Annotated in this window: 22 protein-coding genes; 10 read left to right on the top strand and 12 right to left on the bottom strand. The window is 74.3% G+C overall.

The annotated features are described in order from the left end of the window. The first annotated feature begins 101 nt into the window (after window positions 1-101). Window positions 102-641, top strand: a complete 540-nt coding sequence (locus ABZ340_RS25380) for a VanZ family protein (RefSeq protein ID WP_358784124.1) — start codon at window positions 102-104, stop codon at window positions 639-641. A gap of 168 nt (window positions 642-809) precedes the next feature. Here ABZ340_RS25380 and ABZ340_RS25375 read toward each other — a convergent pair whose 3' ends face one another. Both ABZ340_RS25375 and ABZ340_RS25370 read right to left on the bottom strand, forming a co-directional pair. Further along, entirely contained in the window at window positions 810-1,046 is a 237-nt protein-coding gene (locus ABZ340_RS25375; RefSeq protein ID WP_358784123.1) for a hypothetical protein, read from the bottom strand. 137 nt (window positions 1,047-1,183) lie between these two features. Further along, complete coding sequence (locus tag ABZ340_RS25370; protein WP_358784122.1) at window positions 1,184-1,993, bottom strand: SDR family oxidoreductase; 810 nt, start codon at window positions 1,991-1,993, stop codon at window positions 1,184-1,186. A 371-nt stretch (window positions 1,994-2,364) separates the two neighbouring features. Here ABZ340_RS25370 and ABZ340_RS25365 point away from each other — a divergent pair, with 371 nt between their 5' ends. The 3 genes from ABZ340_RS25365 (at window position 2,365) to ABZ340_RS25355 (ending at window position 6,066) form a co-directional block, all read left to right on the top strand. Then, window positions 2,365-3,021, top strand: a complete 657-nt coding sequence (locus ABZ340_RS25365) for an HAD family hydrolase (RefSeq protein WP_358784121.1) — start codon at window positions 2,365-2,367, stop codon at window positions 3,019-3,021. Window positions 3,022-3,487: 466 nt separating this feature from the next. Then, entirely contained in the window at window positions 3,488-4,678 is a 1,191-nt protein-coding gene (locus ABZ340_RS25360) for an FUSC family protein (protein WP_358784127.1), read from the top strand. A 359-nt stretch (window positions 4,679-5,037) separates the two neighbouring features. Next, a complete protein-coding gene (locus tag ABZ340_RS25355; RefSeq protein ID WP_358784120.1) occupies window positions 5,038-6,066 on the top strand; it encodes an SDR family oxidoreductase in 1,029 nt (342 codons plus the stop codon). 32 nt (window positions 6,067-6,098) lie between these two features. Here ABZ340_RS25355 and ABZ340_RS25350 read toward each other — a convergent pair whose 3' ends face one another. After that, on the bottom strand, window positions 6,099-6,389 hold the full coding sequence (locus ABZ340_RS25350) for a hypothetical protein (protein ID WP_358784119.1): 291 nt from the start codon (window positions 6,387-6,389) through the stop codon (window positions 6,099-6,101). A gap of 301 nt (window positions 6,390-6,690) precedes the next feature. After that, complete coding sequence (locus ABZ340_RS25345; RefSeq protein WP_358784118.1) at window positions 6,691-9,906, bottom strand: cytochrome P450; 3,216 nt, start codon at window positions 9,904-9,906, stop codon at window positions 6,691-6,693. Window positions 9,907-10,076: 170 nt separating this feature from the next. Between ABZ340_RS25345 and ABZ340_RS25340 the strand changes: the two genes are divergently transcribed. The 3 genes from ABZ340_RS25340 (at window position 10,077) to ABZ340_RS25330 (ending at window position 13,198) form a co-directional block, all read left to right on the top strand. Beyond that, window positions 10,077-10,724 (top strand): PAS domain-containing protein, encoded by a 648-nt coding sequence (locus tag ABZ340_RS25340; RefSeq protein ID WP_358784117.1) that lies wholly within the window; start codon window positions 10,077-10,079, stop codon window positions 10,722-10,724. 234 nt (window positions 10,725-10,958) lie between these two features. Next, window positions 10,959-11,453, top strand: coding sequence for an FBP domain-containing protein (locus ABZ340_RS25335; RefSeq protein WP_358784116.1), 495 nt, complete (start codon window positions 10,959-10,961; stop codon window positions 11,451-11,453). 482 nt (window positions 11,454-11,935) lie between these two features. Next, window positions 11,936-13,198, top strand: a complete 1,263-nt coding sequence (locus tag ABZ340_RS25330) for an FUSC family protein (RefSeq protein WP_358784115.1) — start codon at window positions 11,936-11,938, stop codon at window positions 13,196-13,198. A gap of 425 nt (window positions 13,199-13,623) precedes the next feature. Here the strand turns inward: ABZ340_RS25330 and ABZ340_RS25325 are convergent, their stop codons facing one another. Next, window positions 13,624-14,463, bottom strand: coding sequence for a DUF6461 domain-containing protein (locus ABZ340_RS25325; RefSeq protein WP_358784114.1), 840 nt, complete (start codon window positions 14,461-14,463; stop codon window positions 13,624-13,626). 110 nt (window positions 14,464-14,573) lie between these two features. Further along, window positions 14,574-15,014 (bottom strand): Lrp/AsnC family transcriptional regulator, encoded by a 441-nt coding sequence (locus ABZ340_RS25320; RefSeq protein WP_358784113.1) that lies wholly within the window; start codon window positions 15,012-15,014, stop codon window positions 14,574-14,576. A gap of 198 nt (window positions 15,015-15,212) precedes the next feature. Between ABZ340_RS25320 and ABZ340_RS25315 the strand changes: the two genes are divergently transcribed. Both ABZ340_RS25315 and ABZ340_RS25310 read left to right on the top strand, forming a co-directional pair. Next, window positions 15,213-15,857 carry an AzlC family ABC transporter permease gene (locus tag ABZ340_RS25315; RefSeq protein ID WP_358784126.1) on the top strand — a complete coding sequence of 215 codons (645 nt, stop codon included), beginning with the start codon at window positions 15,213-15,215 and terminating at the stop codon, window positions 15,855-15,857. Continuing rightward, a complete protein-coding gene (locus tag ABZ340_RS25310) occupies window positions 15,850-16,179 on the top strand; it encodes an AzlD domain-containing protein (RefSeq protein WP_358784112.1) in 330 nt (109 codons plus the stop codon). Before ABZ340_RS25315 ends, ABZ340_RS25310 begins: the two co-directional genes overlap by 8 nt. 293 nt (window positions 16,180-16,472) lie before the next feature. On the opposite strand, the gene ABZ340_RS25305 is transcribed toward ABZ340_RS25310, so the two are convergent. From ABZ340_RS25305 to ABZ340_RS25295, 3 genes are all read right to left on the bottom strand, one after another. Continuing rightward, window positions 16,473-17,210 carry a VOC family protein gene (locus tag ABZ340_RS25305; protein ID WP_358784111.1) on the bottom strand — a complete coding sequence of 246 codons (738 nt, stop codon included), beginning with the start codon at window positions 17,208-17,210 and terminating at the stop codon, window positions 16,473-16,475. A 148-nt stretch (window positions 17,211-17,358) separates the two neighbouring features. Continuing rightward, window positions 17,359-18,084, bottom strand: a complete 726-nt coding sequence (locus tag ABZ340_RS25300; protein ID WP_358784110.1) for a DUF2470 domain-containing protein — start codon at window positions 18,082-18,084, stop codon at window positions 17,359-17,361. A 98-nt stretch (window positions 18,085-18,182) separates the two neighbouring features. Further along, a complete protein-coding gene (locus ABZ340_RS25295) occupies window positions 18,183-18,821 on the bottom strand; it encodes a TetR/AcrR family transcriptional regulator (RefSeq protein WP_358784125.1) in 639 nt (212 codons plus the stop codon). 93 nt (window positions 18,822-18,914) lie between these two features. On the opposite strand from ABZ340_RS25295, the gene ABZ340_RS25290 reads away from it, so the two are divergent. Further along, window positions 18,915-20,486 (top strand): cytochrome P450, encoded by a 1,572-nt coding sequence (locus tag ABZ340_RS25290; protein WP_358784109.1) that lies wholly within the window; start codon window positions 18,915-18,917, stop codon window positions 20,484-20,486. Here the strand turns inward: ABZ340_RS25290 and ABZ340_RS25285 are convergent. The 3 genes from ABZ340_RS25285 to ABZ340_RS25275 form a co-directional block, all read right to left on the bottom strand. Then, the gene (locus ABZ340_RS25285; protein ID WP_358784108.1) at window positions 20,448-21,290 is read right to left on the bottom strand and encodes a pentapeptide repeat-containing protein; all 843 of its coding nucleotides are present in this window, start codon (window positions 21,288-21,290) and stop codon (window positions 20,448-20,450) included. The genes ABZ340_RS25290 and ABZ340_RS25285 overlap by 39 nt on opposite strands. A 155-nt stretch (window positions 21,291-21,445) precedes the next feature. Then, window positions 21,446-22,189 carry a PIG-L deacetylase family protein gene (locus ABZ340_RS25280; RefSeq protein WP_358784107.1) on the bottom strand — a complete coding sequence of 248 codons (744 nt, stop codon included), beginning with the start codon at window positions 22,187-22,189 and terminating at the stop codon, window positions 21,446-21,448. A 52-nt stretch (window positions 22,190-22,241) separates the two neighbouring features. After that, window positions 22,242-23,543 carry an alpha/beta fold hydrolase gene (locus ABZ340_RS25275; RefSeq protein ID WP_358784106.1) on the bottom strand — a complete coding sequence of 434 codons (1,302 nt, stop codon included), beginning with the start codon at window positions 23,541-23,543 and terminating at the stop codon, window positions 22,242-22,244. Between the last annotated feature and the right edge of the window lie 107 nt (window positions 23,544-23,650).

The raw sequence follows: 23,650 nt of genomic DNA, 5'->3' as shown, positions 1-23,650 counted from the left end.
CCGGAGGACCGGGCGGCCATTCTCCGGGAGCCATCAACGGCAAACACCTCATCAGCCACACCCGGTCCTCCCGGACCGCCCAACATTCTTAAGGACACCTCATGACCCGTGCGCTCCCCTGGCCGCGTTCCCCGCGGCGCCCCCGCGCCGCCGAGCCGGAGGCCCCCGCCCGGCACGAACGGCGCCCGTTGCCGCTGCCCCTGCGCCTGCTCGCGATGGTGTGCGCGTTCGCGTTCATGGTGGCGTTCGCGGTGGTCCTGGCACGGCTCACCCTGCACCCTTCCCCCGCCTCGGAGTCGCTGACCCACACCAACCTGCACCCGGGCCGCTCCCTGGAGGCGTACCTGGACCAGCCTGCGCTGCGCGACGCCGTCAAGCAGATCGGCGGGAACCTGCTGCTCGGCGTCCCCTTCGGCGTGCTGGTCCCGGTCGTCGCCCCGCGGACCCGGGGGCTGCTGCGCGTCCTGCTGCTGACCGCCCTGGTCATGCTGCTGGTGGAGTTCGCACAGGGCGCGCTGGTCACCGGGCGGGCCTTCGACGTCGACGACGTCATCCTCAACACCACGGGCGCGCTCGCCGGTTACCTGCTCCTGGGGCGGCGCCTGAGCCGCGCGGTGCACGCGCGCAAGCCCGCGCGGTAGGGCCTGCGGCACCCGCTGCCGGTCCGCGCCGGGCTCCAGGGCGGACCGGCGGACCGGCGGACCCCGAGGGTCCCTCCGGGCGGCGCGGCTCCGGCGCGGGTGGACGGGCGGGTGAGCGGGCCGGGCCGGCCCCGGCGGGACCGTTCCCCATCCGGCACGGTGGCCGTGCTAGTGCCGGGTCCAGGTGAACTTGTCGCCGCCCACCCAGCGGATCACCTCGGGATCGTCCAGGTCGTGGACCGTGATGCCGAACGCGGCGGCGGCCTCCAGCACGTCGATGACGGTCCTCGCCTCACCGACCACCTGGCCGTCGATCTCCACGATCCGGAACGGCGGGGTGCCCGGCTGCACCCCGAGCACCATGATCCTCGGACGGGCGATGTACGGGCTCGCGATTTCGGTCATACAGAGAGCGTAGAGCGCAATGCCCCTCAATGACCGATTCACGTCATTCGCGAAGGAGGCCGGACACTGCCGCCTCGCTCGCGCCCTGCGTGACCGGGCGGCCGAACGCGACCGAACGCGGCCGCACGGCGGTCCGCTCAGGGACGCCGCCAGTCGTCGCCGGTCAGGTGCGATCCGGCCATCGGGCCCATCCGCAGCATGCCGCCGTCCACGCTCCAGGAGGCTCCGGTGACGTACGAGGCGTCGGGCCCGGCGAGGAAGGCGATCACCGCGGCGACCTCGCGGGCGTCGCCGGGCCTCCCGAGCGGCACGCCGGGCCGGTGCTCGGTGTGCGGGTCGGTGTCCTCCTGGCCGGTCATGGGGGTGGCGATCTCGCCGGGGGCGACCGCGTTGACGGTGATGCCGTACTCGGCGAGCTCGATCGCCATGACCTGGGTGAGCAGCCCGAGGCCGCCCTTGGCCGCGCAGTACGGGGCGGCGCCCACCCGCGGCTGGTGCTCGTGCACGGAGGTGACGTTGACGATCCGGCCGCCGTCGCCCTGCCGGATCATGCGCCGTGCCGCCCGCTGCCCGCACAGGAAGGGTCCGGCCAGGTCGACGTCGAGGACGTGGCGCAGGTCGTCCAGGCCCAGGTCGAGGAAGGGCGTCGCCGTGCCCGTACCGGCGTTGTTGACCAGGACGTCGATACGGCCGAGCCGCTTGCACAGTTCGTCGACGGTGTCCGCGGCCTGAGGCAGCCGGGCCAGGTCCACCTGGGCGATCTCGGCCCGCCGCCCCAGGGCGCGGACCTCCTCGGCGGTCCGTTCGGCGCCCTTCTCGTCGGTGTGCCAGGTGATGCCGATGTCCATCCCCGCCTCGGCCAGGCGGACGGCGGTGGCGCGGCCGATCCCGGAGTCGGAACCGGTGACGACGGCCACCTTGGGGGCGGATGCGGTGAGGGTGGGCACGTGTGTCCTCCTCGTCGGCACGGGAAGCGTGACGGGCCACCGCAGTACCCGGGTGGGTCACCGGCAAACCGCGACGTCCCGCGTGCGGCCCGCGGGGCGACGGGGAAACCTGGAGGGACACCCGCGAGGGACGAGAGCGGCGCAGGGGGTGGTGCTGGGAGCCCGCCGAGGACCTGGGCCGGATCGCCTTCCCGCCGGAGCGGTCCCCTGCGCCGTCGTACCGCGTCCGCGCCGGGGCCGTACGCCGGCCGGAGGGGTGGGCCGGAGTGGCGGCCGGAGTGGCGGGCCGCCGAGGTGGTACCCGCCGCGGGAACGAGGCGTGAGAACGCGAGAACGCAAGATCGCGAGAACCCCAGGAAAGGAACCGGTGCATGGAACGGGCGGCCGTGTTCGACGTCGACGGGACCCTCGTCGACACCAATCACCTGCATGTCGTGACGTGGTGGGAGGCGTTCCGGCAGGCCGGTCACCGGGTGCCCATGCACGCCGTCCACCGGGCCGTGGGCCTGCCCTCCACGGACCTCGTCGGCCACCTGCTCGGCGACGACCGCGACAAGGACCAGGACGCCGCGCTGAGCGCCGCGCACAAGGCGCTGTACGGGCAGTACTTCGACCGGCTGCCCGCCCTGCCGGACGCCGGGGACCTGCTGCGGCGCCTGGCCGGCGGCGGCTGGAAGGTGGTGCTGGCCACCTCCGCGGGCGGTGCCGAGCTGGACGCGCTGCGCCGGGCCATCGACGCCGACGACGCGATCGCCGCGACCGCCGGCGCCGACGACGTCGACGCGGGCAAGCCCGCGCCGGAGCCGGTGGAGCACGCTCTGGAACTGGCCGGGGTGCCCGCCGAGCGGGCGGTGTTCGTCGGCGACACCGTCTGGGACATGCGCGCGGGCAGCCGGGCCGGGGTGCGCTGCGTGGGCGTCCTGTGCGGCGGCATCCCCCGCGCCGACCTGGAGGAGGCGGGCGCGGACGCGGTCTACGCCGATCCCGCGCACCTGCTGGCCTCCCTCGCGGACAGCCCGCTGGCATGAAACACCCGGTCACGCGGATACCCGGCAGCGCATGACGCGTGTGAGGGAAGCGGTGGGACGTACGGCCCGGGCCGTACGGCGGACGGCCCGGAGGACCGGGGCACAGGGCGGCGCGGTACGGCGCCGGAGGAGCGCCGACGGGGCGCCGGCCGGTGGCGGCCGGCCCGCGGACGCCCGGCCGCCGGGCCCCCGGCAGGCCGACGCCGCCGACGCCGCCGGGTCCGCCGGCGCCCGGCCCGGTGACGTCCCTGCCACGGCGGACCGGGCGTCCACCGGCGCCCGCCGCGCCGACGCCCGTACCACGGACGCCCGCACCGAGGAGGGCCGCTCTGCCGACGCCCGGCCCTCGGACGCCCGGCCCGCGGACGCCCGGCCCTCGGATGCCCGGTCCGCCGACGGGGACACCCGACGGGCGTGGCTGCGCGGTCTCCGGGAGGCGGTCCGGGGTGCGCGGCCGGCGGACACGGTGCGGCGGGAGGCGGCCGCCGTCGGGCGGGCCGCCCGGGCCGCCTGGAGCGGACCGGGCCGGGAACGCGACCTGGTCGTGCAGTCGCTGAAGGCGGCGGGGGCGGGGCTGCTCGCCTGGTGCATCGCCCAGGTCTGGATGGGCGACCCGATGGCACTGATGGCGCCGTGGGTGGCGGTGGTGCTGGTGCAGGCCACCGTGTACAGCTCGGTCCGGCAGGCGACGCAGCTGTTCACGGCGATGTGCGCCGGCACGCTGGTGGCGTCGGGGGCCCAGGCGGTCACCGACGACACCACGGGGGCGCTCGCGCTGTGCCTGCCGCTGCTGATGCTGCTCGCCAACTGGCACCGCTTCGGCCAGCAGGGCGTCTACGCGGCCACGACGGCGGTGTTCACCCTGGCCTCCGGCGCCGTCTCCGCGTCCGCGGTCGGGCACCGGGTCGGGCAGGCGGCACTCGGCGCGGTCATCGGCGTCGCCGTCAACGCGCTGGTGCTGCCGCCGATCCACCTACGCGACGTACGGGAGAACCTCGCGGCGCTCGCCCGGGAGACGGGCGACGTCCTGCACTCCCTCGCCGCCGACCTGCGGGACTGCGCGTGGGACGCGCAGACCGCCGCCGGCTGGTCGAGCGCCGCCGCGCGGCTGCAGCACCGCCTCGACGCGCTGCGCTCGGCGCGCGGCTGGAGCCAGGAGAGCCTGCGCCTGACGTACGGCCCGCTGCGCGCCCTGCACCGTGTTCCCGTGGCGGTGCCACCCGAGCAGGAGGACCAGCGGTGGAGCAGGGTCACCGGACACGTGACGGCGCTGATCCGGACGCTGACGGTGGCGGCCGACGAGAACCGGACGCCGGCCCCGCCCGAGGGGCCGGTGCTGGAGCGGTACGCGCGGCTGCTGGAGCTGATCGGGGACGCCTGTCACGCGGAGGCCGGCCGGCTGCTGGGCGACGGACCGGACACCGCCGCCGGGATCCCGGCCGAAGCGACGCTGGAGGAGCTGCACCTGCGGCTGCAGGAAGGGCTGCGGGAGCACGCCGGGCAGGAGGCGGCGCGGGCCGCGGTCCTGGGCACGCTGCTGCTCCAGGCGGAGAACCTGTGGGCGGAGACCGTTCCGGTCGGCCGGGACCGCCGGGATGACCGGGACCGCCGGGACAACCGCGATGACCGCGATGAACAGGCCCACCAGGACGAGTGACGCAGATCACCGCAGAACGGGACGGAAAGCGGAACACCCACGGGGTCTTCCCCGTTGAACGAGGCGTGGGTACGGATGGGACAGTGTCCCCGGGCCTCACCTATTGCCCACAGGGACGATCGTTCGGCTGAAGCCCTGTGGAGCCTTTCGCCGAGAGGCGACCGCCATCCGTGCCCCACCCAGACCGCCCCGACCGTGATTCCCCCGTCCGGTCGGGGCTCTTCTTTTCCTCGCCTTGCCGCGGCCCGCGCCGTCCACCCCGCCGCCCCGTGCCGTCCGCCCCGTCGCTCCGCGTGTATCCGGGACGCAGGGGTACCCGGGCGGCCTCCGCCTCACCCGACGGCCGAGAGGAGCGGGCAGTGAACAGCGCGACGGGCAGCAGGGTCGTGGTCACGGGCGCCACCGGCAACGTGGGCACCAGTGTGGTGCGTCTGCTCTCGGAGGACCCGGAGGTGGGATCCGTGCTGGGCCTGGCCCGGCGGCTCCCCGACTGGTCGCCTCCGAAGACGGACTGGGCCGCCGTCGACGTGGCCTCCGAGCGGGCCGACCTGGTCGGGCACTTCTCGGGCGCCGACGCCGTCGTCCATCTGGCCTGGGCGTTCCAGCCGACGCACGATCCTGCGACGACCTGGCGGACGAACGTCCTCGGCTCCCTGAGGGTGTTCGAGGCGGCGGCCACCGCGGGGGTGCCGGCGCTGGTGCACGCCTCGTCGGTCGGCGCGTACTCGCCGGGGCCGAAGGACCGCGCAGTGGACGAGTCCTGGCCGACGCACGGCTGGCCGGACGCCGCCTACTGCCGGGAGAAGGCCTACCTGGAACGGGCCCTGGACATCTTCGAACGTGATCATCCCGGCATCCGGGTGGTGCGGATGCGGCCCGCGTTCCTCTTCAAGCGGGCGTCGGCGAGCGAGCAGCGCCGGATCTTCGGCGGGCGTTTCCTGCCGGGGCCGCTGGCCCGTCCCGAGCTGCTGCCCTTCCTGCCGGACGTGCCCGGGCTGCGGGCGCAGGTGCTGCACACCGACGACGCGGCGAACGCCTACCGGCTCGCCGTGCGCTCCGATGTCCGCGGCGCCTTCAACCTGGCGGCCGATCCCCCGGTCGACGCCGATCTGCTGGGCGAGATGCTCGGCACCCGCCGGGTGCGGCTGCCCCGCTCCGCGGCGCGCTCGGCGATCGCCGCCGCGTGGGGGCTGCATCTGCTGCCGGCCTCGCCGCACCTGTTCGACGCGGTACTGCGACTGCCCCTGCTGGACTGCACGCGCGCGCGTGCGGAGCTCGGCTGGCGGCCGGAGCGTACGGCGACCGAGGTGCTGCAGGAGTTCCTGCAGGGTCTGCAGGAGGGAGCGGGGGCGCAGACGGAGCCGCTGCGGGGGCGCAAGGCCGGCTGAACGCCGGCCTCGCGCCCCGTGCGGGCCGGCGGTCAGCCCGACGACTCGTCGGGCACGGGGTGTTCGGGGTGGACGGCGCCCGAGTGCGGCGCCCCCTGCCGGCCCGTCCCCGCCTCGTCCGTGTCGGGTACGTCGGCGGACTCGGCGGCGTCGGCACCCCGGCCGTCCGCGCGGTCGTCGTCCCCGTCGGTGCCCTCCCTGGGGATCGTGGGGCCCGGGGCGACCTCCCACGGGTCCTCGCCGGCGTCGGCCTGCTGGTCCGGCATGTCCCGCGGGACGGGGGCACCGTTCTCGCCGGGTCCCTTGAGGCGGTGGTCGGTCACAACACACTCCCTTGCTGTCGGCTCCCGTCGTCCGAGCGCCCCCGAGTACCTCCGCTCCGGCCGGTGAAACGCCGGTGCGGCCGTGGTGACGTACCCGGGTCGCGACACCGAGGTCGTGACGCACCCGGACCGTGACGTATCCGAGTCGCAGCGTGTCCGGCCCGCGCGTGTCCGGCCCTCACGTGCCCGGGTCGCAGCCTGCCCCGGTCGCAACATGCCCGGGCCGCAACGTGTCCGCGGCGGACCACCGCCGGACGCGGCTCCCCTTCGGGAGGCGGGCACCGTCCGGCGGCCCGTCCCGTCATCCGGCGGCGTACACCTCCTCCACGTACCGCCCGGCCGCGACCAGCCCGTCCAGCCACTCCCCGGCGGCCGTCTCGTCGGCGTCGGGCGTGTGCTTGCGGTGGAGCGTGCGGAACGCCTCCCGCACGCCCGGTGCCATCCGCGCGCCGTCGCCGCAGACGAAGACGCGGGCGCCGGCGTCCAGCAGGGCCCACACCTCCTCGGCCTCGGCGGCGATGCGGTGCTGCACGAAGGCGACACCGCGTTCGGGGGCCGCGCTGAAGGCGGGCCGGAGCGAGACGGCTCCGGCGGCCTCGGCGGCGCGGAGCTCGCCGGCGTGCAGGAAGTCGGCGTCGGGGGCGTCGCAGCCGAAGTAGAGAAGGGCGGGGGCGAGCGAGGCACCCGCGGCGAGGGCGGCCACCCGGTCGGCGATCACCCCGCGGAAGGGGGCCAGGCCGGTGCCCGCGGCGACCATGACGACCGGCACGGAGGCACCGGCGGTGGTGCCGGTGTCGATGCGGAAGGCCTCCCGGCACGGCTGGACGCGGGCGTAGACCGTGTCGCCGGGCCGGACGGCGGCCAGGTGGCCGGAACCGGTGCCGCGGTAGACGCCCTTGCCGGAGCGGGCCGGGGCCTGGAGGACGGAGACCATCAGGTCCGCGTGGCCGTGGCTGACGGCGGGCGAGGAGGAGATGGAGTAGTGGCGGGGCCGCAGGGGGGTGAGGAGCTCCAGGAGCGCCGGCCAGTCCAGGGCACCGCGCAGGGCGGGATGGTCCTCGAAGAGCTCCACCAGGGTGCGGGGGTCGTCGGTGAGGGCGGCGAGAGCCGCGCGTTCGGGCGGGCAGGGGTGGGCGGCGGCGAGCGCGGCGAGCCGGTCGGGGGCGGGACGCTCCTGGAGTTCCACGTGGTGGGTGAGCAGCTCACGCACCGTCAGGGGACGGTCGACCGCGAGGCCGTCGCGGCGGGGCCGGGCGGGGCGGATGTCCAGCACGGTGCCGGGGTCGACGCCGAACGCCGCGGCGGCGCGGTCGACGAGGGCCGGGTCGTTGGCGGGGAGCACGGTCAGGTGGTCGGCCGTGCGGTAGGTGACGCCCTCGGGCAGGGCCACGCGGACGAACCGCTTGCGGCGCGGGTGGCCGGGGGCGGTCAGGTCGCGGGCCTCGGTGACCGTCATCGGCACCAGGCCGTGCCGCTCGGCGAGGGCGTCCAGAGGGCCGCCGGTCAGGGCGCGGACCTCGTAGGCCGCGGCCGGCTCGGCGGCCGGGGCGGTCGCCTCCGGGTCGCCGTGGCGTTCCAGCAGGGCAGTGCGGAGCCGGGCGGTGAAGTCGCGGACGGTGCCGGAGAGGTCACCGGAGGCGTCGGCGGCGGTGCGCTCCAGCAGCCGGGTGGCGCCGAGGGCGGCGAGGCGGTCGTCGATGCGGGTGGGGACGTGCTGGTAGGTCGCGGCCCAGTTGCGGTCGCCGACGCCCAGCACCGCGTACGTCACCCCGGACAGGTCCCCGGCGCCCTCCTCCAGCCAGGCGGCGAAGGCGGTGGCGTCGTCGGTGGGGCGGCCGTTGTAGGAGGCGGCCGTGATGATCACGGGGCGGTCGGCGGGCAGGCCGTCCGCGTACGCGTCCAGCGGCGCGACCTCGGTCGCGCAACCGAGCGCGGCGGCCTCGTCGGCGAGCCGGGCGGCGAACTCGCGGCAGGTGCCGTAGTTGCTGCCGTGCAGGAACAGCGCGCCGGTGCCGGGGCGGACGCGGGCGGGCAGGGCGGCGTCCGCCGTACCCGCCGCGGCCTCGGTGCGGGTGCCGGTACCGGTGCCGGCGGCCGCTCCGGGGAGCGGGGTGTGGACGCGGTCGGCGGGGGTGCGCGGGGTCAGGGTGAGGGTGAAGCCCTCGGGCTTGAGGGTGAGGGTCTCCTTCACGTCCAGCCGGTAGCCGGCGTGGTCGTGCAGCCGGTAGCGGTGCACCAGCATCGCCAGCAGCATGGTCGCCTCGTGGAGCGCGAACTGCCGGCCGATGCAGGCGCGCTCCCCGGTGCCGAACGGCTTGAAGGCGTGCACCGGACGCGCCGCCTCCGCCTCGGCGGTGAACCGGGAGGGGTCGAACAGCTCGGGGTTGTCGCCCCAGACGGGCTGCCGGTGCAGCATCGGCGCGAGCACGGTGACGCCCTGCCCGGCGCGCAGCGGGATGCGCCCGCCGAGGAGGGTGTCCGCCAGGGCGTGGCGGCTGAACGCGGCGGCCGTCGGCCACAGCCGCAGCGCCTCGTTGAGGACCTGGCGGGTGTAGGTCAGCCGGCCGACCTCGTCGTACGTCGGCTCGGGGTCGGCCTGGTCGCCCCACAGCTCGTCCACCTCGCGCTGGACGAGCTGGAGCACGGCCGGGTGCTTGGCGAGGTAGTACAGCGCGAAGGACATCGCGCCGGAGGTCGTCTCGTGGCCGGCGATGAGGAAGGTGATGACCTGGTTGCGGATGTTGGCGGCGTCCAGCGGGGTGCCGTCGGCGGGGTGCTCGGCGGTGAGCATCAGGCCGAGCAGGTCCTGGGCCGCGCTCTGGTCGGTGCCGGTGCGGGCGGCGATGACGTCGTCGACGACCTGGGCGAGGTAGGCGGCGTCGGCGCGGAACGCCTCGTCGGCCGCGGTGTGGTCCTGTCCCGGGACGCGGGCCAGGCGGGTCATGGCCCATTCCAGGCAGCGGACCATCGACGCGACGAAGGGGTGGGGTTCGTCGCGGGTGAAGGAGCCGAAGTCGTAGCCGAAGCCGGCCAGGCCGATGGTGTCCAGGGTCATCCGGGTCATGTCGTCGGGGACGTCCACCGGCCTCCCGGCGCGGGCGGCGCGGTCCCAGCTGTCGACGAGGCGGCGGGCCACGGCCAGCATCATGGGGTGGTAGGTGCGCATCGAGCCGAGCGCGAAGGCGGGCATGAGGATGTCGTGCGCCTTGGCCCAGTTCGGCTCGTCGTTGTACGCGGTGAACAGGCCGTCGGCGGCGAACTCCCGGACGTTCTCCAGCGCGGGCCCGACGTGCTTGGCGAACCGTTCGTCGTCGGCGAGCTCGGTGACGAGGCCGAGGTCGGCGACGAAGAGCGTGTCCCGCCCGTGCAGCCGCCGCACCAGGACCGGGCCGTGCTCCCGCATCAGGCCCATGACCTGCTGGATCGGGGTGCGGCCGGGGCCGGTGGCGGAGATGTCGACGACGGGGACGTGGGAGCCGGCGTCTGCGGGACGGGGGTGCGGCGCGGTGGGGGGCATGCGCGTCAACTGCCTTTCGCGGTACGGACGTACTGCGCTCCAGCCTGATCGACGGGACCCCGCGGGCCGTCCCTCGGCACTGCATGATTGTGTAGTGCCCGTGGGCGTGTCGCCCTTGCCCGCGACAGCGTCCCGTGGCAAGGGCCCCGTGGCGGGAGGTGCGGGTGGACATGGACGGGCAGGGCGCGGTGGTGTGGCGCAACCGCGCCCTGATGCTGTTCGACCGGGTCGCGGTGCCGGTGGCGGTGTGCGACGTGTACGGCGCGGTGCTGCTGGCCAACCCCGCGATGGCGGCGGAGTGCGGGACGACGCCGGGGCGGCTGCGCGGCCGGGGCGTGCTGGAGCTGTTCAGCCCGCGGGAGGCGGGCCAGGTGGAGCGGATCGCGCAGGCGCTGCGGCTGCGGCACCGTTCGCGCTACCAGGTGTCCGTGCGCTGGCCGGCCCCCGGCGGCGGGGAGCGGTACGGCGAGCTGACGGCGGACCCGGTCAGCGACACCGCGGACGACACGCCCGCGCTGCTGGTGATGCTGCGGGTGCTCGGCGAGCGGCGGCCGGGGGCCGAGCCGCCGGTACGGGTGTCGCCGACGGAGGCCCGGATCCTCGCCCTGCTCGCCCGGGGCGCCACCACCGCCCGCGCCGCCCGCGAGACGGGCCTGACGCCGGACGGGGTCACGTACCACCTGCGCCGCCTGTCCGCCCGCTGGAACGCGGCCAACCGCACCGAACTGGTCGCCCGCGCCTACGCGCTCGGCGTGCTCGCCCCCGGAGTCTGGCCGCCGCGGCCCGGGGACGAGCCCTGGGACGCCGACCGGTCGTGAAGTGCCGGTGAGCCGCGAGACACGGGTGAGCCGCGAGACACGGGTGAGCCGTGGGGCACTGGTGAACCGTGGGGCATTGGTGAACCGTGGGGCGTCGGTGAGCTGTGAGGCGCTGGTGAGCTGTGGGGCGCCAGTGGAAATTCGCTGGCCCCGGCTCCGCGCGGATGGTTACCGTGAGCGAACCTAGGATCCCTAGGTTTCAGTCCGCTCCCGACCATCCCCAGGAGGCACCCCATGAGGCCGCTCACCGAGCAGGACATCCGCAGCTCCTTCGTCAACTGCTCCAAGGGCGAGGCCAAACGCATGGCCATACCCCGCGACCTCGCCGAACGCCCCTGGGGCGATCTCGACTTCCTCGGCTGGCGGGACCCCGGGGCGCCCGACCGCAGCCATCTGGTCACCGAACGCGAGGGCCGGCTCGTCGGCGTGGCGATGCGCTTCCAGCCCGCCCAGCGCGGTTTCCTCCAGCGCAGCCTGTGTGCGCTGTGCCTGACCTCGCATCCGCGCGGCGGCGTGTCGCTGATGACCGCGCGCAAGGCCGGCGCGGCGGGCCGCGAGGGCAACTCGGTGGGTCTGTACATGTGCACCGACCTCGCCTGTTCCCTCTACGTGCGCGGCAAGAAGGTGCCCGAGACCGGCACGCGCTTCGAGGAGAGCCTCACCCTGGAGGAGCAGATCGCCCGGACGACGGGCAACCTGCACGCGTTCCTCGACAAGCTGACCGCCTGACCCCCGGCAGGGAACGCCACCGGTCGCGCAGCCGGGCCGCCGCCACCCGGTGGAGGCGGATCAGCACACCGTGGCTGCGGGCGAGCACGACGTCGTACGGGCCGTCCGGGTGGTCCGTGCCGGTGCTCCGCGTCGGCCGGGCCTGCCGCAGCCACGATCCGGCCGGACGGCGCGACCGCCCGGGGCGCGGGCGCCGTCGCCGTGACCGTGACTATGCCGAGCGTGGCGGGAAGAGGCAGAACGATTCCGGCCCGCCGCCGTTTCCTGACCACAGGCTGCCGCGCCGCCAGGACCGGCCGCCCTACGGCGGGCCCCCGTCCCGGGATGCGGAGAACCAGGGTGCTGTCCAGGGTTTTTCCCGAGGGCCGGGGCACCACACGTCCGGCCCCTCACGGCGCGTGGCGACGATTCGAGCCGCCGTGGCCGGTTACGGTCCTGTCCGGATATGTTCGATGCGCCTGGGGAAGGGGAACAGCCCGAGGATGCGTGATCTACGTGAGAGGGTCGGAACAGCCGCGCAGGCGGCACGGAAGGCGTATCGGGATCCCCTGGTCGTGCAGGCGCTGCGCTCGGCCGTCGCGGCCTCGATCGCCTACGTCATCGCGGTGCGGCTGTCCCCCGACAAGTCGGCGGCGCCGCTCACCGCGCCCCTCACCGCGCTGCTGGTCGTCCAGGTCACCCTGTACGCGACGCTCAAGATGAGCGTCCGCCGCGTCAACGCGGTGGTGGCCGGTGTCCTGGTCGCGATCGCCTTCAGCGTGGTGGTGGGGCTGAGCTGGTGGAGCCTGGCCCTGGTGATCGTGGCGGCGCTGGGCGTCGGGCACCTGGTGCGGGCGCACGAGTTCGTCGCCGAGGTGGCGATCAGCGCGATGCTGGTGCTCGGGGTGACCGCGCACGGGGCGCTGGCCTGGGCCCGGGTGGTGGAGACGCTGATCGGGGCGGTCGTCGGCCTGGCCTTCAACCTGCTCCTGGCGCCTCCGGTGTGGGTGGAGCAGGCCGGCGAGTCGATCGAGGGGCTGGCCCGGCGGGTGCGGCAGCTGATGCTGCGCCTGGGCGAGGAGGCCGCCGGCCACACGCCGTACCGCCGCGCGGCGGAGCGGCTGCACGAGGCCCGCCGGCTCGACCACGCCATCGTCGAGGTGGACGAGGCGCTGCGGCAGGCGGAGGACAGTCTGCGGCTCAACCCGCGCGTCCGCGAGGGGCTGCTGCACCGGGTGGTGCTGCGTACGGGGCTGGACACGCTGGAGATCTGCACGGTGGTCCTGCGGGTGCTCGCCCGCACCTTCACCGACCTGGCGAAGGAACGCGAACCGGAGACCCTGCTCCCGCCGGAGACCGGCGCCACCGTCGAACGGTTGCTGTCCGAGATCGCCGATGCCGTGGTGAGTTTCGCGGTCCTGGTCACCACCAGCGTCAGCGAGAACGCCGAGTCCGCGGAGGAACGTCTCTCCGCCGAGCTGCGGCAGGCCGCGGTCACGCGTGACAAACTCGCCGACCTGCTGCTGGACGAGGTGCGGCGCGACCCTCGGCACTGGCAGCTGCACGGTGCGGTGCTGACCGAGGTCAACCGCATCCTCGACGAGATGGACACCGAGCACCGGTCGCGCCGCCTGCTGGAGGAACTGGACCGTCATACGCGTGAGCAACGCGCGCGCCTGCCCTGGCTGGCCGGGCTGCGGGACCGGCTGCGCCGCGTACGGCGCCCGCGGCGCAGCCGGGAGGCCGTCGCCCGCCGTTCTCCCTGACGGGCATCGCTCTCCCCTGGACGCGGTTGCCGCAACCGCCCGGGGTCTACGGCCCGAGGGGCGGCCGGCTGCCGAACCCCGGCCCGGAGTTCCGTTTCGCCAAGCCGGAGACCTGGCCCGCGCCCACGGTCCCCCTGCCCTGGCAGGCCGGTGATCGCCCGCGCCGTCGGCCTGTGCCCCTTTGGTCACTCCGTCCCCGTCGACGCGGACGGAGTGGCCAAAGGGGCATATGCCTGTCAGCCGACGTGGTCGCTGAACTCGTGACCGAGGCAGGCCCGTTGCGGCATGAACGCCACCGAGCCCAGCTTGCGACCAGGCAGCGGAAGCGGGCCGTGGGCGACGGCGCGAAGCACCGGCTGGTCTTCGCCGACCGGCCCCCGGCCGCTCTCGTGCACCCCCGGCACGCCCCCCACACGACGCGCTCGCTACTCGGCCGCCTCATGCTCCGAACGGTCCATGGCCGGCGGCTCGTCGTAGGTGATCACGACCGGCGCGTCTGCCTCCGTCCGTGCGCGGTCCGACGCCGCCGCGATCTCCTCGTAGGTCCATTCCCTGTACAGGCGTTCCCCATGGGCATCGGTGATGTCGACGGCCACGCCGGTCCACTCCTCGGCGGGCTGTTCGGGGACGAGCCCCAGCTCGTACCTGGCGTTCTGGAGGAGGGATTCGGTGACGCGTACGCCGGTGAGTCTCTCGGCCAGGGCGAGGACCGCCGCCTTCCGGTCGACGTCCGGGGCGCTCTCGTCGTGCTCTCCCCCGGAGGTCAGGGGGAAGCCGACTTCCCGCAGCAGGGGGACCAGTTCATCGGGGGTGCTGCCGTCGCGCGACGAGGGGCCCTCGAACGTCGTACGGAGCTCACCGTCCTCGAACCAGTGGAAGAGGTGGATGGGCTTGCCGCCGTTGGTCGAGTGCGCCACGACCCGGCCGCCCTTCGACAGTTCCTCCACACACGGTGCCGTGATCCCCAGGCCACCGTCGAAGCCGAGGACGAGTGTCCAGTCGCCGTTCTCGCCCGGAGCGCTGAAGGCGCCCGCGACGTAGGAATCGTCCCCGTAGTCGTCCACCTCGGCACGGTGAGCGTCGTCCGCCTCGATCAGCCCGGCCGTTCCCTCCCCGGTGCCACGCGGTTCCGCCTTCATCGCGCGCAGCACCTCGCGCGGGTCCCGCCCCCGTATCAGCGTCAAGGTGTATCCGCCCTCCAGCATGTGGCGGAAGAGCGGCGAGGTACGGATCCAGGCGTAGTCGTGCGCGGTCACCAAGTTCATACGGCGCAGTGTGCCCGACGCCTCTGACAACGCCCGGTGCAAGCCGGTTCTTGCGACTGGAGCCGGTCCTCGGATCGCGCCGCCGGGTCCGTGCCGGCAACATGATCGTGTCACGAGCTCCCGTAGCTGGTCTTGATCTCCTTCATGGTCAGGTGGGATTCGATACGCAGGACGGCAGGCAGGCCGCTGAGTCTGTCGCTGAGGAAGGCTTCGTAGGCGGCGTGGTCGGCGACGGCTACGCGGATGAAGTAGTCGGGGCGCCCGTACATGCGGCGGAACTCGACGACCTCCTCGTAGGAGGCGACGATGTCCTCGAACTCCCCGAAGCTCTTGCGGTCCTGGGCAGAGATCTCGACGTCGATCAGCACCTCCAGGCCACGGCCCAGGGCCTCGGGGTCGACGACGGCCCGGTACCCGGCGATGACACCGGCCTCTTCCAGCCGCTTGACCCGGCGCAGGCAGGGTGGCGGGGTCAGACCGACCCGCCTGGCCAGCTCGACGTTGGTCAGCCGCCCGTCCCGGCTCAGGTGAAACAGAATTTCGCGATCCACGGCATCGAGATGCACTTTATTGCTCACACAGCAATTTTAGCGCCATTATTGGCAACCATATAACGTAAAAACTTTCTTAAAATTGCGTGCATGGGAATAGGTTCTGTCGTTACCGGTGGCCGACTCCGGTCCGCGCCACCCGCCCTCGAGTCCGCGACGCCGTCCGACGCGCGTGCGGCGTTCAAGGGCTCCCTCGGTGTGGGCCTGGCGTTCCTCCCGCTCGGGCTCGCCTTCGGCGTGCTGGTGACGCAGTCGGGCCTGCCGTGGTGGTGGGCCGGACTGTCCGCGGCGCTCGTCTTCGGCGGATCGTTCGAGTTCCTGCTCATCGGACTGGTCACCGCCGCCGCCCCCCTGGCGGCGATCGCGCTGTCCGCCTTCATGGTGAACGTCCGGCACGTCTTCTACGCGCTGTCCTTCCCCCTGCACCGCGTGAACGGCCGCCTCGGCAAGGCGTACAGCACCTACACCCTGTGCGACGAGGCGTACGCGCTGACCACCGGCGGGCAGGCCCGTTCCTGGCCCGGCCGGCGCATCCTGTGGCTCCAGCTCCTCCTGCACCTGTACTGGGCCGGCAGCTCCACCGCCGGCGCCCTGCTCGGCTCCCTCGTCCCGGACGGCGTCACCGGCCTGGACTTCGCCCTGACCGCCCTGTTCACCGTCCTCGCCCTGGACGCCGTACGGAACCTGCGCGGCGACCTGCCCACCCCGGCACTGGCCCTGCTCAGCGCCCTGGCCGCGCGGTTCCTGTTCCCGGGCCAGATGCTCCTGGCCGCCTTCGTCCTCTTCACCGCCGGCCTCCTGGCCCGCCACCTCGCCACCCGCAGGAGGCCGAGCCGTGCCTGACAAGCCCTACGTCATCGCCGCCGTCCTCGTCGCCGCCGCCGTCACCTGGGCCCTGCGCGCCCTGCCCTTCGCCGCGCTCGTCCCCCTGCGCGACAGCGCGATCGTCCAGTACCTCAGCACCCGCATGCCCGCCGGCGTCATGCTGATCCTGGTCGTCTACTGCCTGCGCGACCTCCCCCTCACGCACACGCGCGCCCTGGCCCCGTCGGCCGCCCTGGCCGTCACCGTCGGCCTGCACCTGTGGCGCCGCAACGCGCTGCTGAGCATCCTCGGCGGCACCGCCGTCCACGTGGTTCTGGCCGGCATCGTCCTCACCCTCTGAGCCACCTGCGCGCAAACCCGGTGCTGCCCCTTCTCGGCTCCGGCACGACTTCTGCAGGGCAGCCTGTAACCGCTCCGGAATCGGTGAGGGCGCCACGAGCTCGTGACACGATCTTGTGAGTCGTTGCCGGTGAGGTGAGAGCTTCACCGAGAGTCACGGGGTCGCCGGACCTACCATGACGGCATGGCCCTCGATCTGTACGCAGGCATCCCGGTCAGCGACTACGCAGCGGCACTGGCCTGGTACGAACGACTGCTGGGCTCCCCGCCGACGTACATCGCGAGCGACAAGGGTCAGCGAGGGGTGAGGAGGCAGAACTCGTTGCCTTCCGGGTCGGCCAGGACCGTCCAGGAGAGCGCGGACTGGTCGATACCGGGGTCGGTGGCGCCCAGGGCGCGCAGGCGGGCGGCCTCTGCGGCCAGGTCGTCACCGGGGTAGGGGCAGACGTCGAGGTGGACGCGGTTCCACACGCTCTTGGTGTCGGGGGTGCGGACGAACTCCAGGTAGGGGCCAACGCCTCTGGCGGATCGCATGGTCGCGTGGTCGTCGGTGACCTCGTGCAGGGTCCAGTCCATCGCCTGGTCCCAGAACCGGGCCATCCCCCGTGGGTCGGTGCAGTCGACCACCACCGCGGCGATCGGCCCGGTGTCCTGGTGGACCGGGCGGGGCTCCAGGACACAGAACTCGTTGCCCTCCGGGTCGGCCATGACCGTCCAGGGGACGTCGCCCTGCCCCACGTCGGCGAGCGTCGCGCCGAGATCCTTCAGGCGCGCGACCAGCTCCGCCTGGTGGGCGGTCGAGGTGGTGGCCAGATCGACGTGCACCCGGTTCTTGACCGTTTTCGGTTCCGGGCGGGCGATGATGTCGATGCAGACGGCCGCGGGGTCGGGGTAGGCGAAACCCACGGGTTCGAGGTTGGTGACGCCGGGCCCCTCGCTGTCGACGCCCCAGCCGAGTGCCTCCGCCCAGAACCGGCCGAGCGCGGTGTCGTCCTGGGCCTTCATATTGATCTGCACGAGTCTTGTCGCCATGCCGGAGATCCTAGAAGCCGCCGCCGGCCGAGGTGCCCGGCCCCCCTGGTCCCGAACGTCTGCAACCCGCCCTGCCCCCAGGCCCTGGGGGCGGACCGCCGTTCCCGTGCCCGTACCGGATGAAGGGCGGCGCCCCGCCCGTCGCCGCCTACCCCTCGCCGTCCGTGCGCTGCCGTTGCAGCGCACGCGGGCAGGAGGCCGCGGTCGCCCGGGTGAGCAGTGCGTGCATGCGTTCGGTGAGCTGGGCGACGGTGTCGGCGGGCGCGTGGAACGGCAGGCGTACGTCGCCGTGGGCGCGGGCGCGCTCGATGCGCAGCGTCAGGCCGTGCCGGTCGACGGCGAGGGGGCGTACGCGGACCGCGCCGTACAGGCTGCCGGGGTCGACGAGCCGGGTGAGCCGCTCGACCGCGTCGCCGTGGCAGTCGGCGAGGTGGGTCAGCAGCCGGGCCTCGGCCGTGGCCAGCGGATCGGGCGCGGCGGCGGCGAGTTCCTCCGGGCCGACGACCACGGCGCCGGACGGCTGCCGCAGCACCCCGCGCATCGGATGGAACGCGAGCCGGCCGTCCGCGAGGGCCAGATGACCGGCGAGCCAGAGCCGGGCACGGATGCGGTCGCGGACCGGGACGGGCGCCACGTCGGCGAACTCCAGTACGGCGGACGGCTCACCGCGGGGCGCGCAGAGGGCCGCCGCGAGCAGGGCGCTGTCCTCGGGCACCTCCAGGAGCAGCCGGCCGTCGTCGGTCACGGTGTGCGCGCCGACGAGTTCCTCGCGTCCGCCCTCCGCGGTCACCGCGCAGGACCACGCGGCGGCGAGCACCGAGCGGGCCCGCTCGGCCGCGCCCGGCACGGCCGTCCAGGTGTGACTGCCACCCATCCCATCCCCCTTAGGTAAGCCTTGCCTAACCTATCGGAGATCGAGGCGTGCGCCAACCACGTCGCGCCCACCACGTCACGTGGTCCGCCCAGGCCCCTTCAGCGGGCGATGGCGCCCAGCGGGGCGCGTGCGCACAGATCGCGCACCTGCTCCCGGGTCGGTTCCGGGCCGTCCAGCCACTCCAGGCACGCCGCGGTGGTGAACGCCGGCCAGCCGCGCACCGCCAGCCGTACGCCGGGCCGCTCGGCGAAGACCGGGCCGAACCCGGGATCGGCGGCCAGGGCCGCGACGATCCGCTGCTCCTGGGCGGCCGGCGCCCGCCGGCAGGCCAGGCGCACCGCCCGGTCCCCCGCCGCGTCGGCACGGTGGAAGGCCCGGTAACCGTGGACGTGGGCCTCGACGTACTCCAGGTACGCGTCGAGACCGGCGGCGGGCTGCTCGCGCACCGGGATTCCGGGAACGGCCGCCGTCATCCGCAGCATGCGCTCGCTCTCGCGCTCGACGACGGCCGCGGAGAAGTCCCGCTCGGCCGGGAAGTAGAAGTAGTGGTACGGCAGTCCGCGGGAGTCCCCGGCGATCTCGGCGACCCGCTCGATCCGCACGTCGTCGTACGGGCTCTCCGAGAACAGCCGCGCGCCGACCGACAGGAGCTGCTCCCGGCGCTCCTCGGTGCTGAGCCGGCGGCGCGTGCGCCCGCCCTGGCTCGCGGCCGTGCCCGCACCTTCCTTGACGCCGATTCAGCAACCGGACCAGACTGAAACACGCTGTCGAACCCACGTACAACAGGTACGGGCGGCGCGACGTGCCGCCGGATCAAAGGGGATCGCGTCATGGCGGGGACCGCGGGAGGACCGGCCGGGAACGGGCTGCCGAAAGGGTTCCGCAGCGCGGAGCTCGGCTGGCCCGAACTGCACCGCATCCCGCATCCACCGCACCGGCTCCCCCTGCTCGGGGACGTGCTCGGCGCGAGCGGCCGCACCCCCTTGCAGGACTCCCTGCGGTACGCCCGGCAGCTCGGGCCGATCTTCCGGCGGCGGGCGTTCGGCAAGGAGTTCGTGTTCGTGTGGGGCGCCGGCCTGGTGGCCGACCTCGCGGACGAGGCGCGCTTCGCCAAGCACGTCGGCCTCGGGGTGGCCAATCTGCGGCCGGTGGCCGGGGACGGGCTGTTCACGGCGTACAACCACGAACCGAACTGGCAGCTGGCGCACGACGTCCTGGCCCCCGGTTTCAGCCGCGAGGCCATGGCGGGTTACCACGTGACGATGCTGGACGTGGCCCGGCGGCTCACCGACCGCTGGGACCGCGCGGTGGCGGCGGGCCGGCCGGTGGACGTGCCCGGTGACATGACCCGGCTGACCCTGGAGACGATCGCCCGCACCGGGTTCGGCCACGACTTCGGTTCCTTCGAGCGCTCCCGCCCCCACCCCTTCGTCACCGCGATGGTGGGCGCCCTCTCCCACGCCCAGCGGCTCAACACCGTGCCGGCGCCGCTGGCCCCGTGGCTGCTGCGCCGCGCGAGCCGTCGCAACGCGGCCGACATCGCCCTCCTCGACCGCACGGTCGACGACCTGGTGCGCGCCCGCCGCACCGCGCGCGGACGGGGAGAACGAGGAGGACAGGGCGAGCAGGGCGACCTGCTGGACCGGATGCTGGAGACCGCCCATCCCGTCACCGGTGAGCGGCTGTCGACCGAGAACGTCCGCCGGCAGGTCGTCACCTTCCTCGTCGCGGGCCACGAGACGACCTCGGGCGCGCTCTCCTTCGCCCTGCACCACCTCTCCCGGCACCCCGAGGTGGCGGCCCGCGCCCGCGCCGAGATCGACCGGGTGTGGGGGGACACGACGGCGCCGGGCTACGAGCAGGTGGCCAGACTGCGGTACGTGCGCCGGGTGCTGGACGAGACGCTGCGGCTGTGGCCGACCGCGCCCGCCTTCGCCCGGGAGGCGCGCGAGGACACGGTGCTGGCCGGTACCCATCCGATGCGGCGGGGTGCCTGGGCGCTCGTCCTGACGCCCATGCTGCACCGCGATCCGCAGGTGTGGGGCGCGGACGCCGAGCGGTTCGATCCCGACCGGTTCGACGCCAAGGCCGTACGGTCCCGTCCCCCGCACACGTTCAAGCCGTTCGGGACGGGTGCGCGGGCGTGCATCGGGCGGCAGTTCGCGCTGCACGAGGCGACGCTGGTCCTCGGGCTGCTGCTGCGCCGCTACGAACTGCGGCCCGATCCCGGCTACCGGCTGCGGGTCACCGAGCGGCTCACGCTGATGCCGGACGGGCTGCGGCTCCACCTGGAGCGGCGGACCGCGCGGGCCGCGCCCCCGCTCCCGGCCACGGAACCGGAACCGGCCGCCGGGGAGAGCGGCTCAGCGCCCCGCTGCCCAGTGCGCCGGGCGGGTGACTGACTCCGGCAGGCGGGTGCCGGCGCCGCCCCGGGCCGCGTTCAGCTGAGGCTGGGTCAGGAAGAACGCGCCCGTCAGGTCCGCGTCCGTCAGGTCGGCGTCGCGCAGGTCCGCGCCGATCAGGTCCGCGCCCCGCAGGTCCGCGCCGGTCAGGTCGGCGGCGATGAGGTAGGCCCCGCGCAGGTCCGCGCCGCGCAGGTCGGCGCCCCTGAGACGGGCGCCCATCAGGTCGGCGCCGCGGCGGTTCTTCTTCCGGCCGCGCGCCCCGGCGCGGACCAGTTCGCTGGTGCGCAGCAGGAGCACGTTCACCTCCTGCCGGTGCGCGGCCACGTCCAGCGCGGCCAGTTCCTCGGGCGTGCCGCCGGTGAGCCGCTCGGTGCGCTGCCGCAGGCGGCGCAGGTCGGCGTGGACGGGGCGGGCGGCGGGCAGGGTGAGCGCCTCGGTGAGGTACCACAGCAGTTCGTGCAGCCGGCGCACGACGGGGAAGACGTCGAACATGCGGCGGGCGTGCTCGGGCGGGCCGGACCGCCAGTCCCGCCCGCCGAAGGTGACCTGCGAGACCTGCTGCCCGGCGCCGAAGCAGTCGTAGACCGTGCAGCCGGTGTAGCCCTGCTGCCGCAGCCGCGCGTGGATGCCGCAGCGGTGGTCGCCCTGGAGGTTGGGGCACGGCGTGCCGGCCTTCTTGTCCCGCGCGAAGTCCGCGGAGGCGGCGAACGGGAGGGCGACGCAGCACAGCCCGAAGCACCGCTCGCAGTCGCCGCGCAGTGCCGCCTGGTCCACCGTGTGATCTCGCATGCCGTTCAGCATAGGGAGCAGTGCAGGTCGCCGGGGGTGCGGGGCTGCCGGGCCCGCTCACCGGCCCACCAGTTCACGGAGGCACGGAGTCACGGAGTCACCGGGGCACGGGCTCACGGGCTCACGGGCTCACGGGTTTCCCGTAAAGGCCCCCTCGTCCGCGGGCCTCATCTGCCGAACAGCTCGAACGCCACCGCCGGCCTGCCCCCGAACCTCTCCCCCATGGCTTTCGCGTACGGGACGAGGAATCCGCGGGCGTACGTCTCGGGGTCCTCGTCCGTCAGCGCCTCGATGTACGTGCGGTGTTCCAGCAGGGAGCGGACCGCGCGCTCCAGGCCCGGGGTGGCGTCCACGGCGTGGGTGGGCGTGCCGGAACCGGCGACGGCGACCCAGCGCACGCCGTCCCAGGGCTGGAGACCCTGGTCCGCGAGGTCGGGGAAGATCCACCGGTTGCCCGCGTCGGCCGCCGCGTCGAGCGTGGCCCGGCCGACGGCCACGTGGTCCGGGGTGTTCCAGGCGGTGCCGTCCCAGGTGTCCCGGTGGTTGAGGGTGATCACCAGCTCGGGCCGGTGGCGGCGGATCGCGGCGGCGATGTCGCGGCGCAGGGCGACGCCGTACTCGACGACGCCGTCCTTGTGGTCGAGGAACTCCACCTGCGACACCCCGACCACGGCGGCGCTCGCCCGCTGTTCCCGTTCCCTCACCGGGCCGCATACGTCGGGTGCCAGCGTGTCGATGCCCGCCTCGCCGCGGGTCGCGAGCACGTAGGCGACCTCGCGGCCCTCGTCGGTCCAGGCCGCGATCGCCGCCGAGCAGCCGTACTCCAGGTCGTCCGGGTGGGCCACCACGGCGAGGGCGCGCCGCCAGTCGCCGGGCATGGGCTCCAGTCGCGTGAGCGTCGGCTCGGTCATGCCCGCAGACTAGCCCGGGCCGCCGGCATCGCACCCGGGGACCGCCCCGGACTCACACCTCGTCGCGGGCGAGTGCGAGCAGCCGGTCCAGGACGCGGGGCCCGTCGGTCCGGACGCCGTCGTGCTCGTACTCGTCGGTGATCCAGGTGCGCAGGCCGCGGATGGCGCGGGCCGTCCGCAGGGAGTGGGCGGTGTCGACGAACAGGTCGTCGTGGTAGACGGCCGCCGCGGCCGGCACCTCGTTGACGGCGAGGCGGGCGGGGTCGTACAGGGGCCGCCAGTCGGTGCGGGCGGCGAGCAGTTCGGCGGTCTCGCGCAGCGGGCGCAGCGCCGGGTCGCAGTCGAACATCCACCGCTGGACCGCCTCGCCGGTGAACAGGAGCGGTTCCCCGGACTCCAGGGCGCGCGCGGCGTCGAACCGCGGGAACTCGGCCCGGACCCGCTCGGCCGACCAGGCGGTGGGGCGTTCGTCCTGGCCGTAGATCGCCTCGTGGACCAGCGCGAACAGCGGATGGCCCGCGTACGACAGCAGGCTCTGCGCCTGCTCCTGGAACGCGTCGGACAGCTCCGTGCCGTGCGGGGTGCGGACGAAGGCGTCCTCCAGGAGGTAGTGCAGGCGGTGGCTGCCCTCGCCGCTGCCGAGCAGGATGCCGAGGGACTGGAAGGCCTCGGCGGTGAGGCGGTAGCCGCCGGGCAGGGTCACGTCGTGGGTGAGCAGGTGGCCGGCGATGCGGCGGGCGCGTTCGACGTCCTGCGGGTAGCGGGCGTAGTGGGCGGCCGTCTTGCGTTCCATGCGGGGGTAGGCGGCCCGGTAGACGTCGTCGGCGTGGGCGTCGAGCGAGGGCAGGCCGCCGGTGATCAGGGCGGTGTCCAGGCCCTCGGGGGCCAGGGACAGGTAGGTGACGGTGCAGAAGCCGCCGAAGCTCTGGCCGTGGACGGTCCAGGGGGCGCCGCCGGTGACCTCGGGCCGGATCGCCTCGCAGTCGCGGACGATGGAGTCGGCGCGGAAGTGCGTGAGGTACTCGGCCTGCGCGGCGGGGTTGCCGCGCAGCGGGAGCGTCTGCCGGTTGGCGGGCGTGGAGGCTCCGGTGCCGCGCTGGTCGAGGAGGAGGACGCGGTACTCCCGCAGGGCGCGGTCGAGCCAGCTCTGCCGGCCGACGAACCGGGCCGCCCCGAAGCCGGGGCCGCCCGTGAGGTGGAGCAGCCACGGCAGGTCCTGGTGCGCCTTGTCGCTCGCGACGACCTCACGCGCGTACAGCTCGATCGTCTCCCCCGCGGGGTCGTCGTGGTCGAGGGGCACGGTGAAGCGGCGGTCGGTGAGGACGACGCCGGGCTGGCGGTAGCTGACGCTCAACGAGGGCTCCCGGTGACGGACGGATCATGTGGCCGTGCCCCAGTTCAGCACACGGCCGCCGGGCCGGCGGATCCGGGACCTGCCGGAACCCGCCGGGCGCGGGCGGG

The organism is Streptomyces sp. NPDC006134, from assembly GCF_040628835.1.
In the GTDB taxonomy this organism is placed as follows: Bacteria; Actinomycetota; Actinomycetes; order Streptomycetales; family Streptomycetaceae; genus Streptomyces.
The sequence above is the reverse complement of the archived record's forward strand: the minus strand, read 5'-3'. Positions and strand labels throughout refer to the sequence as shown.

Excerpts from the sequence above, each read along its gene's own strand:
- ABZ340_RS25380 (WP_358784124.1), top strand. The coding sequence starts at position 102 with ATGACCCGTGCGCTCCCCTGGCCGCGTTCCCCGCGGCGCCCCCGCGCC.
- ABZ340_RS25375 (WP_358784123.1), bottom strand. The coding sequence starts at position 1,046 with ATGACCGAAATCGCGAGCCCGTACATCGCCCGTCCGAGGATCATGGTG.
- ABZ340_RS25365 (WP_358784121.1), top strand. The coding sequence starts at position 2,365 with ATGGAACGGGCGGCCGTGTTCGACGTCGACGGGACCCTCGTCGACACC.
- ABZ340_RS25345 (WP_358784118.1), bottom strand. The coding sequence starts at position 9,906 with ATGCCCCCCACCGCGCCGCACCCCCGTCCCGCAGACGCCGGCTCCCAC.
- ABZ340_RS25340 (WP_358784117.1), top strand. The coding sequence starts at position 10,077 with ATGGACGGGCAGGGCGCGGTGGTGTGGCGCAACCGCGCCCTGATGCTG.
- ABZ340_RS25335 (WP_358784116.1), top strand. The coding sequence starts at position 10,959 with ATGAGGCCGCTCACCGAGCAGGACATCCGCAGCTCCTTCGTCAACTGC.
- ABZ340_RS25330 (WP_358784115.1), top strand. The coding sequence starts at position 11,936 with ATGCGTGATCTACGTGAGAGGGTCGGAACAGCCGCGCAGGCGGCACGG.
- ABZ340_RS25325 (WP_358784114.1), bottom strand. The coding sequence starts at position 14,463 with ATGAACTTGGTGACCGCGCACGACTACGCCTGGATCCGTACCTCGCCG.
- ABZ340_RS25305 (WP_358784111.1), bottom strand. The coding sequence starts at position 17,210 with ATGGCGACAAGACTCGTGCAGATCAATATGAAGGCCCAGGACGACACC.
- ABZ340_RS25300 (WP_358784110.1), bottom strand. The coding sequence starts at position 18,084 with ATGGGTGGCAGTCACACCTGGACGGCCGTGCCGGGCGCGGCCGAGCGG.
- ABZ340_RS25290 (WP_358784109.1), top strand. The coding sequence starts at position 18,915 with ATGGCGGGGACCGCGGGAGGACCGGCCGGGAACGGGCTGCCGAAAGGG.
- ABZ340_RS25285 (WP_358784108.1), bottom strand. The coding sequence starts at position 21,290 with ATGCTGAACGGCATGCGAGATCACACGGTGGACCAGGCGGCACTGCGC.
- ABZ340_RS25280 (WP_358784107.1), bottom strand. The coding sequence starts at position 22,189 with ATGACCGAGCCGACGCTCACGCGACTGGAGCCCATGCCCGGCGACTGG.